The organism is Salinimicrobium sp. 3283s (assembly GCF_039602225.1).
GTDB lineage: Bacteria > Bacteroidota > Bacteroidia > Flavobacteriales > Flavobacteriaceae > Salinimicrobium > Salinimicrobium profundisediminis.
Window position 1 is genome coordinate 3,330,935 of record NZ_CP143631.1, and the last position, 14,481, is coordinate 3,345,415.

General features: G+C 40.6%; 12 protein-coding genes. 7 read left to right on the forward strand and 5 right to left on the reverse strand.

Annotation, left to right across the window (positions count from 1 at the left end):
* The first annotated feature begins 204 nt into the window (after nucleotides 1-204).
* Entirely contained in the window at nucleotides 205-924 is a 720-nt protein-coding gene (locus VS868_RS14820) for an SDR family oxidoreductase (protein ID WP_266068580.1), read from the forward strand.
* Nucleotides 925-962: 38 nt separating this feature from the next.
* On the opposite strand, the gene VS868_RS14825 is transcribed toward VS868_RS14820, so the two are convergent.
* Nucleotides 963-1,871, reverse strand: a complete 909-nt coding sequence (locus VS868_RS14825) for an alpha/beta hydrolase (RefSeq protein ID WP_266068581.1) — start codon at nucleotides 1,869-1,871, stop codon at nucleotides 963-965.
* Between the two features lie 9 nt (nucleotides 1,872-1,880).
* Nucleotides 1,881-2,558, reverse strand: a complete 678-nt coding sequence (locus VS868_RS14830; RefSeq protein ID WP_266068582.1) for a type 1 glutamine amidotransferase domain-containing protein — start codon at nucleotides 2,556-2,558, stop codon at nucleotides 1,881-1,883.
* 198 nt (nucleotides 2,559-2,756) lie between these two features.
* Here VS868_RS14830 and VS868_RS14835 point away from each other — a divergent pair, with 198 nt between their 5' ends.
* From VS868_RS14835 to cysM, 3 genes are all read left to right on the forward strand, one after another.
* Entirely contained in the window at nucleotides 2,757-4,973 is a 2,217-nt protein-coding gene (locus tag VS868_RS14835) for an FUSC family membrane protein (RefSeq protein ID WP_345598512.1), read from the forward strand.
* Between the two features lie 326 nt (nucleotides 4,974-5,299).
* Nucleotides 5,300-6,088, forward strand: a complete 789-nt coding sequence (gene epsC, locus VS868_RS14840) for a serine O-acetyltransferase EpsC (protein ID WP_266068584.1) — start codon at nucleotides 5,300-5,302, stop codon at nucleotides 6,086-6,088.
* The gene (cysM, locus tag VS868_RS14845) at nucleotides 6,085-6,975 is read left to right on the forward strand and encodes a cysteine synthase CysM (protein ID WP_266068585.1); all 891 of its coding nucleotides are present in this window, start codon (nucleotides 6,085-6,087) and stop codon (nucleotides 6,973-6,975) included. Before epsC ends, cysM begins: the two co-directional genes overlap by 4 nt.
* Nucleotides 6,976-7,082: 107 nt before the next feature.
* Here cysM and VS868_RS14850 read toward each other — a convergent pair whose 3' ends face one another.
* Together VS868_RS14850 and VS868_RS14855 are read right to left on the reverse strand one after the other, a co-directional pair.
* Nucleotides 7,083-7,628, reverse strand: a complete 546-nt coding sequence (locus tag VS868_RS14850; protein ID WP_345598513.1) for a hypothetical protein — start codon at nucleotides 7,626-7,628, stop codon at nucleotides 7,083-7,085.
* 88 nt (nucleotides 7,629-7,716) lie between these two features.
* On the reverse strand, nucleotides 7,717-8,499 hold the full coding sequence (locus VS868_RS14855) for a Crp/Fnr family transcriptional regulator (protein WP_345598514.1): 783 nt from the start codon (nucleotides 8,497-8,499) through the stop codon (nucleotides 7,717-7,719).
* Between the two features lie 119 nt (nucleotides 8,500-8,618).
* On the opposite strand from VS868_RS14855, the gene VS868_RS14860 reads away from it, so the two are divergent.
* Nucleotides 8,619-10,136 carry a DEAD/DEAH box helicase gene (locus VS868_RS14860; protein ID WP_345598515.1) on the forward strand — a complete coding sequence of 506 codons (1,518 nt, stop codon included), beginning with the start codon at nucleotides 8,619-8,621 and terminating at the stop codon, nucleotides 10,134-10,136.
* Nucleotides 10,137-10,314: 178 nt separating this feature from the next.
* Here VS868_RS14860 and VS868_RS14865 read toward each other — a convergent pair whose 3' ends face one another.
* Nucleotides 10,315-12,603, reverse strand: a complete 2,289-nt coding sequence (locus VS868_RS14865; RefSeq protein WP_345598516.1) for a transglycosylase domain-containing protein — start codon at nucleotides 12,601-12,603, stop codon at nucleotides 10,315-10,317.
* A 164-nt stretch (nucleotides 12,604-12,767) separates the two neighbouring features.
* Between VS868_RS14865 and VS868_RS14870 the strand changes: the two genes are divergently transcribed.
* Both VS868_RS14870 and VS868_RS14875 read left to right on the forward strand, forming a co-directional pair.
* Nucleotides 12,768-13,625, forward strand: a complete 858-nt coding sequence (locus VS868_RS14870; RefSeq protein WP_345598517.1) for an SdiA-regulated domain-containing protein — start codon at nucleotides 12,768-12,770, stop codon at nucleotides 13,623-13,625.
* A 3-nt stretch (nucleotides 13,626-13,628) separates the two neighbouring features.
* Nucleotides 13,629-14,339 (forward strand): TVP38/TMEM64 family protein, encoded by a 711-nt coding sequence (locus VS868_RS14875; protein WP_345598518.1) that lies wholly within the window; start codon nucleotides 13,629-13,631, stop codon nucleotides 14,337-14,339.
* Nucleotides 14,340-14,481 lie beyond the last annotated feature (142 nt).

Consider the following 14,481-nt stretch of genomic DNA (forward strand, 5'->3'; position numbering starts at 1 on the left):
CGCTATTTTAGGTCTCTTCGGAAAGGTGGCAAAGATAATTGATTCTGCGTGTAATTTGTGTTAGTAATTTTAAAGATTTTTCTCTTAGAAGTTAAAATTTGGTTTTCTGCCCCTCTTCGGAAGAATTAACAAAGTCTTAAAAGCTTTGTGGTCTCATTTGCTCCACATATTTGGTAGCTTTAGGCTGAATAAAATTAAATACAAATGAATAATTTAGAAAATAAAGTAGCTTTCGTTACTGGCGGAAGTAAAGGAATTGGATACGGGATTGCAGCTGCTCTTTCTGCTATGGGAGTAAGAGTAGGGATTACCAGCAGGCATAAAGAAGAAGCAGAATCGGCCGCAAAAGAAATTACCAAAAACGGAAAAGCCGAAGTGATTGGAATTGAAGCCGATGTGCGAAACTTTGAGAGTCAGCAAGCGGCCATAAAACAGGTAACCGACAAATGGGGGCAGCTGGACGTTGTGGTGGCTAATGCCGGAGTCGGGCATTTTGGCTCTATAGAAGATCTCACACCCGAGCAGTGGCAACAAACTATAGATACAAATTTAACCGGTGTCTTTTATAGCTTAAAGGCTTCTATTCCCGAACTGAAAAAAAGCAAGGGGTACATTTTTACGATCTCCAGCCTGGCGGGTACAAATTTCTTTGCCGGGGGTTCTGCCTACAATGCAAGTAAATTTGGAGTAACAGGATTCACTCAGGCTGCTATGCTCGATCTTCGGAATTACGAAATCAAGGTAACTACCATTATGCCTGGTTCTGTAGCTACACATTTTAATGATCACAATCCGGGAGACGAAGATGCCTGGAAAATTCAGAAAGAAGATATTGGAGAGTTAGTTGTAGACCTGTTGAAAATGAACCAAAGGGCTTTGCCTAGCAAAATAGAGATTAGGCCAACAACGCCACCTAAAAAATAACGGGAAGTATAAAAACTATAAGTATCAAAAAAGGAGGTTTAAACCTCCTTTTTTGCTGTCTTAAGTTGCGCAGATTGTGCCAGGTCTATCACCTTATCAGCAATTCCCAACCAGGCTTCTTCCTGTAGAAAGTGCCGGGATCTTAAGGTGTGGACCTCTTTTAGCCCCGCCACTTTTTTGATTTCCTCGCCATAAGTTTCCAGCTGCAACGCCGGATCTTTTGCACCCCAAATAGCCTGTACAGGATATTCTTTAGTCTGAACAGCTTTGTAGCACAGATCACGAAACTCCTTGGAATGATCAAAGTTCCTCATGATCTTTAAAAAGGCTTTTCCATTGTCCTCCCTTTTTAGAAGATCTACATAGGCGTTTATTTCAGAAGTACTTATGCGTGAAGAATTCACCACGCCCATTTGTTTAAACATTACAGGCCAGGTGACATGGCTTATCATTTTAAGTTCTGCTTCTCCCAACACCCTTTTTTCAAAAGGCCTCATTACTACCGGTTTCTTGAAGTTCACTACATCTACCCAGGTATTGAGAATGGTGAGGGACATGATGCGATTGGCATGTCTTGCAGCAAGTGCAAAACCTATTGGCCCTCCCACGTCGTGAACTACGAGATGAAACTTTTTAAGCTTAAGGACTTTAGCAGCTTTATAAAGAAAATCGGCCAGGTTAGAAAAAGAATAATCAAAATTATCAGGTCTGTCTGTTAATCCCAGTCCCGGCATGTCTATGCTTACTCCTTTGTAACCTTTCTTCTCCAGAGACCTTAGTACCTTTCTATACAAAAAAGATGAAGTAGGAACTCCGTGAAGGCAAAGAACAGGTTCGCCCCGGCCGTATTTTAATGCAAAGGTTTTTATGCCGTCTACATCAAAATACTTTCCGGAAGCTTCATGCTCTTTGATTACTTCGGTAACAGATTTTTCTTTTTGAGCCATAGGCTGCTTTTATTTTTGAAGCATGTTCAGGAGTTCGCGGGCTGCTTTTTCAGAAGAAGCCGGGTTTTGTCCGGTTATTAGTTTGCCGTCTACCAGTACGTAAGAACTCCAGTCGTCACCTTTGCTGTAGTCTGCTCCCAACTGGTTCATTTTATCTTCAACAAGAAAAGGAACTACATTGGTAAGGCCCACTGCATCTTCTTCAGAATTTGCAAAGCCGGTAACTTTTTTACCTCTTACTAAAGGGTTTTTGTGATCTTCAACATTTGCCAGTACACCGGGGGCATGACAAACAAAAGCCATAGGTTTCATTTGCTCGTTAAAAGCTTCAATAAGTGCAATCGACTTTAGATCATTTGCAAGGTCCCAAAGCGGACCGTGACCACCTGGATAAAATACTGCGTCAAATTCTTTAGCGTCAACGTCTTCCAGTTTTTTTGTAAGCGAAAGCTTTTTTTGCAGGTCATCGTCTTTATCAAAACGCTTTGTGGCTTCGGTTTGCGCGTCTTCGGTAGTACTTGATGGATCAATGGGAGGTTGGCCCCCTTTTGGCGATGCAAGGGTGATCTCGGCACCGGCATCTGCAAGTACATAATAAGGTGCAGCAAATTCTTCTACCCAAAATCCTGTTTTCTTACCTGTGTCTCCCAATTTATCATGAGAAGTCAAAACCATTAAAATCTTCATAGTTCTTTTTTTAATTAAAGTTTGGAATGGCCTGTCAATTCGGCCTTTTTGATGGATCTTAAAATTACAACGCACGGGGGCTAAAGCCAAAGCTGAGATACTAATTAAAGGTTAAATTCTTCATGGGGTCATCATTTTATTCAATTTTGCTGCGTCTGCTTTGGTAAAGCATGTAATTTTGCAGAAACTTCACTTCTTTTGAATCTTTATAGGCAACTGCAGTCCTTTTTTACACTTTTGAAGACGGGCGAATTCTCTAAAGGAATCCGGTTTGCTGTTGCAGCTATCGTACCCTTACTGGTCACCTCTCAAATGGGAGAAATAAAAATAGGGATCGCCATGGCAGTTGGGGTGCTACTCACTTCTCCCAGTGACGTGCCGGGAAGTTTGAGGCGCCGGGTGATAGGTGTTTCTTTATCTATTGCTATTGCCGTAGCTGCCACCATTCTCACAGGCCTCTCTCTGGCATATCCTGTCTTTTTTATTGTTGTACTGGTATTGCAGATCTTTCATTACTCCATGATCTCGGTCTTTGGGTTCAGGGCTTCGCTCATTGCTTTTTCGGGATTATTTGCAGTGGTGTTAAGTATGACCCAGGTCACTGCGGAAGGAAGTATTCTCCTCCACGCATTTTGGATTGGGATGGGTGGTGTATGGTATCTTTTATTTTCGCTTTTCTTCCATTATTTATTGCAGAGACGGGAAACAGACCAGCTTCTAAGGGATGTCTTTGAAATTACAGCTCAATACCTGGAGAAGCGTTCCCATCTTATGAGCGTTACAGATGAAAAGCGGGAGCAGGCTGAAAAAGAGCTTTTTGCATTGCAAACGTCCATTAATGAAAAGCACGAGATTATTCGGGAACTTGTTATAACCCGAAGAAAGAATTTTGGACGATCGGAAATGGTGAGAAAAAGGCTGCTCATCTTTATGGAACTGGTTGATATTTTGGAACTGGGAATGGCACATCCTGTAAATTTTTCCAGAATGAGAGCCTTATTTGTTTCTCATGAAGATAAGATCCAGCACATCCAGGAATGGAGCCTGGTAATGGCTGCTCATTTAAGGATTCTTGGACAGACACCTCAAAACAAATTTCTAAACCTTGAAGAAGGTGAGTTATTAATTAAAAGAAGACAAGCCTGGAAAGCATATAAAGAATTTGAGGCGTCGGCCAATAAATCAACTGATGCTGAAGCTTTACTCGTTTACCGAAACTTCCTGAATTTTAAGGAAAAACAGCATCAAAAATTACTTTCCTTAATGAGGCTTATGAAAGAGTGGAAAGGTGATGAAAAGCTAAAGCTTGGAAGGAAAGATGCTGCCAAATTTCTCACCACTCCAGATTATAACTTCAAAACGCTTCAGGATAATCTAGACTTCAAGTCTCCAATATTTCGACATTCCCTGCGGTTGACGGTTGTTATGGCCCTGGGTTATGTAATTGGGGAATTCTTTGCAGTACAAAACGCCTACTGGATCTTATTGACCACCCTGGTTATTATGCGCCCTGGCTATGCACTCACTCAGGAAAGGTTTAAACACAGGCTTTATGGTACCCTCATTGGCGGTGCTGTGGCTATTTCTCTGGTTTTCTTTATAAGAAATCAAACCGTCTACGCTATCCTTGCGGTAATATGCCTGGTGCTTGCCCATTCTATGATACAGCGCAATTACAAGACTGCAGCGGCATTTATTACGCTTAATGTAATTTTTGTCTACAGCCTTTTAAAACCAAATGTTCTTGAAGTAATTGAGTTTAGGGTACTGGATACAGTAGTGGGAGCTGGGCTGGCATTTTTGGGAGCTAAGTTTCTTTGGCCTACATGGGAGTATACACTTATTCAGAATTTTATAAGAGAAAGTATAAAGGCAAACCTTTCCTTTCTTAAAGAAGTAGAAGCTTTTTATAATCATAAGTCAGCCTTGCCTGCGTCTTATCGCCTCGCAAGAAAAAAAGCTTTTTTGGCGATGGGAGATTTAAATGCCGCTTTTCAACGCATGGCGCAGGAGCCAAAGACAGATAAAAAACATCTTGAGGAAATCTTCAGGATCGTATCACTCAACCAGGAGTTTCTTTCGGCTACAGTTTCTTTGGGTACGTTTATACGATCTCATCCCACTACAAAGGCTTCAGCTCATTTTGCCAACTATTTATCGGCTATCAAAGCTAATTTACAGGCTTCAGTAAAAAATGATGAGGCTCAAAAAGAAGATCTTTCAGAAGAGATTGACAGGGCTGCCACATTTTATGAAAATCTATACCAGGAGCTACTTGATCTTGAGAAAGATGAAAGCGTTGAGAAAGAAGGCGTACGTGAGAAATTACAGGAAGTTCATATTCTTACAGACAGGCTCAAATGGTTATTGGAGATGAGTGAAGGGCTTCAAAAAACCATGGGTGTGAAAAGATAAAGCCACCCTTTTGAGGTGGCCTAAAAAAATACAAACATGTAATATAAAAGACAGGCTTATTTTTTGGTTTGCTGTCTTTCAGTTTTTTGAGTAGACTTTTCACTCTTTTTGTCCTGCTTCTCGTTCTGTTTTTTTTGATCTTGTGCCATGGTTAAAAGTTTTTGATTAATGTCACTACTAAAAGTACAACACATTGAGATACAAAGTGTTAAGATGTGATTTTTTTAACCTTTCTTTTATAGTTAATTTTTTTATCGAAAAATCAGTAGTAAAGCTCTACCTGCATTGAGCAGCTATTTAGTAATTTTACAAATCAACTGAATTGTATGAACCACGAGGACATAATTAAGCAAATTACCGCTCAAAAGAAGAATACAAACCTAAGGTTCAGGATCAAGACTAAAGCTGAAGCTTTTACCCAAAATCTATTTTATACCTTGTTTGACAAGGATACTCCCGTAGAAGATAATCTGGATAAGCTGGCTGCCGATTTTAAGGAGCTGGGGGATTTGGTGTGTTGGGAGCCGGGTAAATCCTGTTCAGAAATATGGGAAGAGTACTGCAGTAAATTGCCCCACCTGCTTCAAAAGATTAATCTGGATGCTATTGCAATAGCAAACAACGATCCGGCAGCGAATTCTGTAGAAGAGGTATACCTTTCTTATCCCGGTTTTTTTGCTATCGCAGTATACCGCCTTAGTCATGAGCTTTATAAAATGAATCTTCCGCTGGTGCCGCGATTAATGACAGAATGTGCACACAAATTAACAGGGACCGACATTAATCCCGGGGCGCAGATTGGCGATTCCTTTTTTATTGATCACGCCACAGGTGTGGTAATTGGGGAGACAACCATTATAAAAAACAATGTGAAAATTTACCAGGGGGTTACTTTGGGGGCTTTGTACGTAGAAAGAGAATTGCGCAATAAGAAACGGCATCCTACCATTGAAGACAACGTGACAATTTATGCCAATGCTACCATACTTGGTGGGGAGACGGTTATTGGCGCGAATAGTATCATTGGGGGGAATGCCTGGCTTACCCGTACAGTTCCGGCCAATTCATTTGTCACCCATGACCCGGTAATAAAAATTAAAAATCTTCAGAAATGAATCGAACAGTATTAGATCTTATAGGAAATACGCCTCTTGTGAGGGCACAAAAACTGGTTGAGAATCCTGCGGTAGAGCTATATTTTAAACTCGAAGGGCAAAACCCCGGAGGTAGCGTGAAAGACCGGCCCGCCTATAATATGATCAAAAAAGCTCTGGAAAGGGGAAATATTACCCGTGAAACCAAACTGATTGAAGCTACCAGCGGAAATACCGGAATAGCCCTGGCAATGGTGGCCCGTTTACTGCAGCTGAACATTGAGCTGGTAATGCCCGAAAATTCTACTGCTGAAAGAGTACAGACCATGAGAGCCTACGGGGCAAAGGTAATTCTTACAAGCGCCGAAGGAGGTATTGAAGGTTCGAGGGATTTTGCTGAAGCCAGGATGAAAGAAGGAAATTATTTTATGCTCAACCAGTTTGGAAACGATGACAACTGGCAGGCCCATTACGCCACAACAGGACCTGAAATTTGGCGGGATACAAATAATAAGATTACACATTTTGTCTCTTCTATGGGGACTACAGGTACCATAATGGGAACATCTACCTTTTTGAAAGAACAGGACAAAAATGTACAAATAGTAGGTGTACAACCCGGTGATGACGCCCGTATTCCCGGAATAAGAAAATGGCCTAAAGAATATTTACCTTCTATTTTTGATGAAAGCAAGGTAGATCGCGTTATGGAAGTAAATGAACAGGAAGCCAGAACTATGACTGCAAGGCTTGCCGAGGAAGAAGGGATCTTTGCCGGAATGAGCAGCGGAGGTGCTGCTGCGGCTGCCGTGAAACTGTGTAGCGAACTTGAGAGCGGGGTAGTGGTAAGTATTGTTTGTGACCGAGGAGATCGCTACCTGTCTTCAGATCTTTTTGAAAAAAAATAAAAGACTGCCGGAAAACTATTATCTACGTTCGGGTTTAAATTTTAAAAGAAGTAAACCTGAAGTGTCAAAAATGGCTTTTCGGCGTCTCTTTTTTTAGTTCTTTATTCTTAGAATCCGGCTAGAGATAATTGGTCATTGTTCCTATTGATGCGGACTCTGCGAGTCTTGTCACCATCTTTAATTTTTATTCTATAGATCTCTTTAGTAATATCCCATCCTTTTGAAAATGCGGTATATTTTGTACCTTCTATCATAGCATTCCGGTGAAGTCTAAAGACCTCTAAACGCACATCCTGGGGCAGGGGTATGTTTTTAAATTTCTGATTTGAAGAAATAAGGTCTCCAGTCTTGTTAAAAGAGGCTTTTAAATACCCTTTTTTGCTTTTGAAAAAAACTTCAAAAGCATCATAATCTGTTTCTTCGTTATCTTTCAAGAACTTTTGTACATTAAACCTGGTTTTCATAAAAGCCAATGGGTTTTGCTGAAATTCCCCCGACAATTTTTCGGGTAGTTCAATCGAAAGCTGGTGGGACTCTTGATCTAGTGCCAATGATACCGGTTGGTATTCGATCTTTGTTTCCTCTAAAAGGATCTGTGAATTACCTGTGGCAATAAAACCAAACAGGAACATTCCAAAAATTAATTTTTTCATAGCTCATATATTTTGGATTAATATCTTATAAAAGTACTATGAGCAAATGGGATCAAATACTACCCAGGTAGCATATCGTGTTAAAGTATTAAGGAGCTGAAGCCCCGTTTTTATTAGCCTTCAGGAGAAGCAAACCTATATCTTTTATCTCAACTTTTTGCCGGCCAAGGCTTATGATCCCATCATTTTTGAACTCCTGCAAATGTCGGTTTACTACTGCCCGGGTAGAACCAATTAAATTGGCCAGCTCTTCGTTAGAAAGATCATTGATCAACTCCAGTTCACGCGATTCTTTGTTTATGTTACTCAATATAAGCCTGGCTAACCTGGTAGAAATATCAACTAATGTGACGTTTGAGGCGTACTCTTCCAGAATTCTCATTTGATTACTCATATATGGTAGAAGGTTTTTGTTGACCCCGGGATGGTTTGATACCCATATTTTCATTCTTTCCATAGGAAGAGATAAAAGCACAACCCGGTCTATGGCTTCGTAATAAACGTTGTGTTCATATCCGTCAAGAAGGCAGAGAATATCAAAGGCATCAGTATTTCCCAGAAGAAAAAAGGTGAACTCCCTTCCAGTATTCTGCTCAATCTGGTAGACTTTTAACCTGCCCGATACCAGAAAGTGAAAATAATAGAAGGTCCTGTCTTTATTGATGTTACAGGTATGTTTTGGCCACACCACTTCCTCCATTTCAGAAAGAAGCTTCAAAAGGTCTTCCTGCGGAAGGTCTTTAAGTAATTTATTACCACGTAAAGACGCTATAAGCTTTATTTGTTTTCGTTTACTCCACATACATAATCCCGACTTAACAAAAACGAAAACCTGGGGCAGGAAAAGAATCCATTTGTAAAGATAACTCATTTAAAATGAGAAGATTGTTAAACGTAAAAAATTCTTTATCAGGATTTTTTGGTCTAAATTTTTGGATGAACCTTTATTTCAGCTATTTTTGCAAAATTGCAATTGAAAGAAAAAAATAGATGACGCAGGACACTTTCGGGATCGTTGAGAAAAAAATGGACAAGGAACTTTATGAGTACCAACAGGAGGATATCGATAAGATATTTAAGGTGCTCGAAGCTCATCCCGAACGCTACAACCTTCTTTACCAGCTTCCTACTGGTGGGGGCAAAACAGTAATATTTTCACAAATAGTAAGGGAATATATTCAGCGTACCAATAAAAAGGTGCTTATCCTTACCCATAGAATAGAGCTTTGTAAGCAAACTTCCCGAATGCTCACCGGTTTTGGGGTGCACAACAAGATCATTAATTCCAGCATCAAAGAGCTGCCAGACCAGGATGAATATATGTGTTTTGTCGCCATGGTAGAAACTCTTAACAATCGCCTTAACGACGACAAAGTAGAGTTAGACAACCTGGGAATGGTGATTATTGACGAGGCTCATTACAATTCTTTTAGAAAGCTCTTTAAATTCTTTAATAAGTGTTTTATCCTTGGGGTTACAGCCACGCCTCTTAGCTCAAATATCAAGCTTCCCATGAAAGATAATTACCGGGAACTTATTGTGGGCGATTCTATAAGCAGCTTAATTTCTAAAGGATTTCTGGCAAAGGCCAATACCTATAGCTATGATGTAGGCCTGTCTACGCTTAAGGTTGGTATAAATGGTGATTATACCGTGAAATCTTCCGAAGAACTGTATTCTAATTTTAGCATGCAGGAGAAGCTTCTCGATGCATACATGGAAAAATCTCAGGGCAAGAAGACTCTTATTTTTAATAACGGGATAAACACTTCAAAAGAGGTATACGAGACTTTTCGAAATGCAGGTTATGATGTAAGGCATCTTGACAATACCACCAGCAAACAGGATAGAAAAGACATTTTACGCTGGTTCAGGAAAAAACCCGATGCTATTTTAACTTCGGTGAGTATACTTACAACTGGTTTTGATGAACCTTCGGTGGAATCGATTATTTTGAACCGGGCTACAAAATCTCTTACTCTTTACTACCAGATGATTGGTCGTGGTTCCCGTGTACTACCCGGAAAAAGCGAATTCTCGGTTATAGATCTTGGAAACAATGCTGCACGCTTTGGCCTTTGGAGTGCACCTATTGACTGGAAGCAAATTTTTAGATCTCCAGACTACTTCCTTGAGAACCTGGTAAGCGACGAAGAAATTGAGCAGAATTTTAGATATGAAATGCCAAAAGAACTTCGGAAGAAATTTGCAAACACTAAAGATGTGTCTTTTGATGTAGATGAAGAATACGACGATATCATTAAAAAAGGACTTAAATCTAAAACAGTTCTCGAGCGTTCTTTAGACCAGCATACTACCATGTGTGTAGAAAACAGTGAAGATGTCTTTGATGCCCGTCTTTTAGCTAAAGAGCTTGAAGAAGATATAGCCTACCGTATACGCAAGTACTCTTACTGTATAAGCAACAGCACCAAAAATTACCGCGACTGGCTTAGGGAAGATTATATGAGGAAGCTGCGGCAAAAAATTAATCAGGCGACATTTTAATATTTCCAGGAAATTTCTCTTGAAACTAAAATTTTAAAGGGTGTCAAAAATAGCATTTTTGACACCCTTTTTTCGTAGGTATTTCAGTTGTCCTTTATGCTTCGGAAGCGATTGGCCTTTAATTAGCAGCAAAATATAGTATTTGAATATAAAGATCAATTCAAACCTTATATTCCACTTAATTATTCTTTTTAAACAGGCCTTTGATCTTACCAAACAGGCCTTTTTTTTCTTTTTTGGCCTTTTTAGGCTTGTCTCCTTTAGTGAAAAGTCTTTCCAGGAAGTTATCTCTTTTTTCGGGTTCACAATTGAGCATCATTTGTACCGTAGAAGAAGGTGCTGCAAATTTTGCCTGGGTGATGTCGCTGAATTCAGGCCTGGCATTCATCTTTTGCAGGAGTATGGCAAAAGCCGGTAAAGCCGAATTTGCTCCCTGCCCTAAATAGGTAGACGGGAAGCCAATCCTTGCATCATCGGTACCTGCCCAGGTTACAGAGATCAGTTTTGGTGTGATCCCCACAAACCAGCCGTCACGGTTATTTTGGGTAGTGCCTGTTTTTCCGGCAATATCGTTGGGTAAATTATACTTGTATCTCAATCTTGACGCCGTTCCCGAATTCACTGTGCCTTTCATCATTTCTATCATCACCTGTCGTGTGGTATTGGAGAAAGCAGGTTGTGCCGCAACCTGTGGTTCAAATGTGGCGATTTCATTGCCGTACTTATCCAGAATTTTGGTGAGGTAATAAGGTTTGGCCGCTTTCCCACGATTCACATAACTCGAAAATGAGCCGGCGAGTTCGGCGGCACTCATTTCGGCCGTTCCAAGAGCAATAGAAGGGTAGGCGGGAAGATCATCTGGGAACATCATCTTTTTGGCCTGGGTAAGCACATTTCCAAGCCCCACGTCAAAAAGCACTTTTACAGCAATAGTATTGACAGATTGCGCTAAAGCTGTAGCCATGGGATATTTGGTATAAGGATCTTCTTCCTCGCTACCCGAATTGGAAGGAGTCCAGCCACCCTCATAGGTCACTTCCCTAACCGAATAATAAGTGCAGGGGTCTATACCGGCTTCAACTGCTGCAGTGTAGACCACTGGCTTAAAAATAGAGCCAATTTGCCGCCTGCTTTGAGAGACGTGATCATATTTGAAATACTTGTGATTTATTCCTCCCACCCAGCTCTTTACTGCCCCGGTTGAAGGATCCAGGTTGATCATTCCCATGTTTAAGAATTTCATGTAATGCTGTAAACTATCGGCTATACTGGCTGAAAGCAATTTCTTCTGCCCCCAGTCAAACAATTCCATCTCGGTTTTGCGGTGCAGGGAATCCATGATTTTCTCCCGGCTCCAGCCGGCAGCAGCAAGGTTTTTATATTGTTTGCTGTTTTGAAGTACTTCGTTTAAAATATCCTCTCTTTTCCAGGGTGCATTTTTGCCGTATGCTTTTTCGAACTGCTGCTGCAGCGAAGTCATGTGTTCTTTCATGGCTTCTTCTGCCAGCTGCTGCATCTGGTAATCTATCGTGGTGTGAATCTGCAGGCCATCCCTGTAAAGGTTGTATGGTTCTCCCTTCTCATTTTCAAGAGTGTCAAGGATCTTACTGAGTTCTTTTTTTAACTGTGACCTGAAGTAAGGAGCCACCCCATCATTGTTACTGAAGTACTGATAATCCAATTTCAGGGGTTTAACCCGGTTTTTCACATATTCTTCGGAAGGAAGGTAACCATACTTGTTCATTTGAGACAGCACCACATTTCTCCTTTCCAGGCTTCTTTCGGGAAAAAGCCGCGGGTTGTAATAATGTGATGCTTTTAGCGTGCCCACCAGGGTTGCAGCTTCATCGAGGGTAAGGTCTTTTGTGCCGGAATTAAAGAATTTCATGGCCGCACTTTCTATTCCGTAGGTGTTGTCACTAAAGGGAACCGTATTAAAGTAAAGTTTGATGATCTCCTCTTTTGAATAAATATCTTCCAGCCGTTGTGCAATGATGGCTTCCCTCACTTTATTAACCACAATGCTAAGGTGGCCGTAATCTTTTCGGCCAAAAAGGTTTTTTGCAAGTTGTAAAGTGATGGTACTACCGCCTCCCGAAGATTCATCTCCCATGAGAATGGTTTTGAAAAATACACGCAGAAGGCTGCGATTGTCAATTCCCGAATGCTCATAAAACCTTACATCTTCGGTCGCAATAAGAGCATCTATTAGATGTTGAGGTAGATCTTCATAGAGCACCGGCTGCCTGTCAAAAATGTAATATTTCCCCAGTAGTTTTCCTTCCGAAGAAAAAACTTCTGTGGCTTCATTCTGGTTGAGGTTCCGCAGTTCTTCAGTATCGGGCAACTTTCCCCACCAACCCCAGTAAATACTCAGGAAAAAGAAGCCAAAAAGGGCGATAAATGTTAGTGAGATCCCTAACACCCATTTTTTTACAGGCGTCAATTGCAGGTTTTTCAAAATCATAGGTTAAATGTCTGTCAAATAAACGAAGACTTACAAAAAAAAGTCCTCAAGTTTAAAAAACTTTAGGAAATGAGATTTCCTAAAACCCTGCTAATGTTTTTCAAGGAAAGATTAAAATCTTTCTGCCCGAGTATTAATTTTTCTACTTTTAAACTATGAAAAGAATGGGACATAATAAAACGGTATTCCTTATTACCACTGGTCTTTTGCTATTATCGGCAGCTTTTATATTCACTTATGAGAAAGAGGTCGAAGAATACCAGGCCAATATTTCTAAAGATATTACCATAGACCAAACCTGGGATTTGCCACCTCAACTGGCTGAAGTTTCGGGTATTGCATATTTAGGTTCAAATAAAATTGCCTGTGTGCAGGATGAAAAAGGAAGCATCTTTATTTATAACCTCGATGACTCAACGATTGAAAAGGAAATTGAATTTACAGCAAATGGGGATTTTGAAGGCATAGCGATAAAAGAAAATACGGCGTATGTGCTCGAAGCTAACGGAAAAATTTACGAGGTAGAAGATTTTATGAATACAGCACAGGTGAAAACCTTCGATACGTTTTTTACTGAAGAAAATGATATGGAAGGATTATTTTATGATGAAGCTGAAGACAGGCTTTTGCTTGCCGTAAAAGTTCTTGACCCCAATTCTGAAGATCAAAAAGGTATTTATGCCGCCCGGTTACCTTCTATGGAAGTGAATGAAACGCCGGTGTTCACCCTGACTTTTGAGGAGGAGATCTTTAACGAGATTAGAGAAGAGAAAAGTGGGGAATCATTTTTTCCTTCCGAAGTTGCAATACATCCCAAAACCGGGGAAATTTTTATTCTTGAAGCCCGGGAGCCGAGGTTATTAATTTTAGATGCTTCGGGAACTCCCAAAGAATTCCACCTGCTCGATCAAAAGGCATTTCCGCAGCCTGAAGGTCTTGCTTTTGACAGTTCAGGGAATTTGTATATCTCCAGTGAAGGTGAACCGGGAACCATTCACCGTGTAACCATAACATCTAAATAATTTATGCCCGATCCTATTGAAACCCCTTCTGTAAAGCAGAGTAAAGCCCCATTATATATTTCCCTTGCGATTGTTGTGGCACTTGTACTAAGTTATTTCTTTATACCGCAGGTGCAGGAATTTCTAAATAACGGCTGGGATGTGCTTACCAGTGGCGATAAGCAGCGTACGCGGCAGTGGGTCTCTCAATTCGGGTGGTTTGGGCCGGTGGTAATCATCATTACCATGGTCCTGCAAATGTTCCTGTTGGTAATTCCTACCCCTTTGCTCATGGTAGTGACCGTACTGGCTTACGGGCCATGGGCAGGAGCTGCAATCTTGTTTGTAGCTGTTTTCCTGGCTTCCAGCATCGGTTATTTTATTGGTCGCTACTTTGGGCCTGTGATCGTGGAGAAACTGGTGGGGCATAAAACTGAAAAAAAGATATCAGACTTTATTGATGATTACGGCTTCTGGACGGTAATTGTTGTCCGGCTTAGTCCTTTCCTCTCTAATGATGCCATTAGTTTTGTAGGCGGAGTCTTAAGAATGGGGTACTGGAAATTCATTGGCGCCACCATGCTGGGTATATCACCCCTCATTATTTTTATTGCTTATTTGGGAGGAGATTATGAGCGTCTCAAAACGGGTCTTATCTGGACGTCTATAATAAGTCTTGTTCTTTTTATAGCCTTTGTTTATTGGGATAAAAAAGTGAGAAAGTCAAAGGCTTAAGATCTTTTTACCTCTCAAAAATGGCATTTTTGAAGATAATTTTTTCTGAAGTTATTTTAGTATTTCCTGTAGCCCTTCTTCTGCTGAAGTCAGCTTTAAAAAGACCTGTTTTCAGAAATATTTGAATATTTCTCTTTTCGAG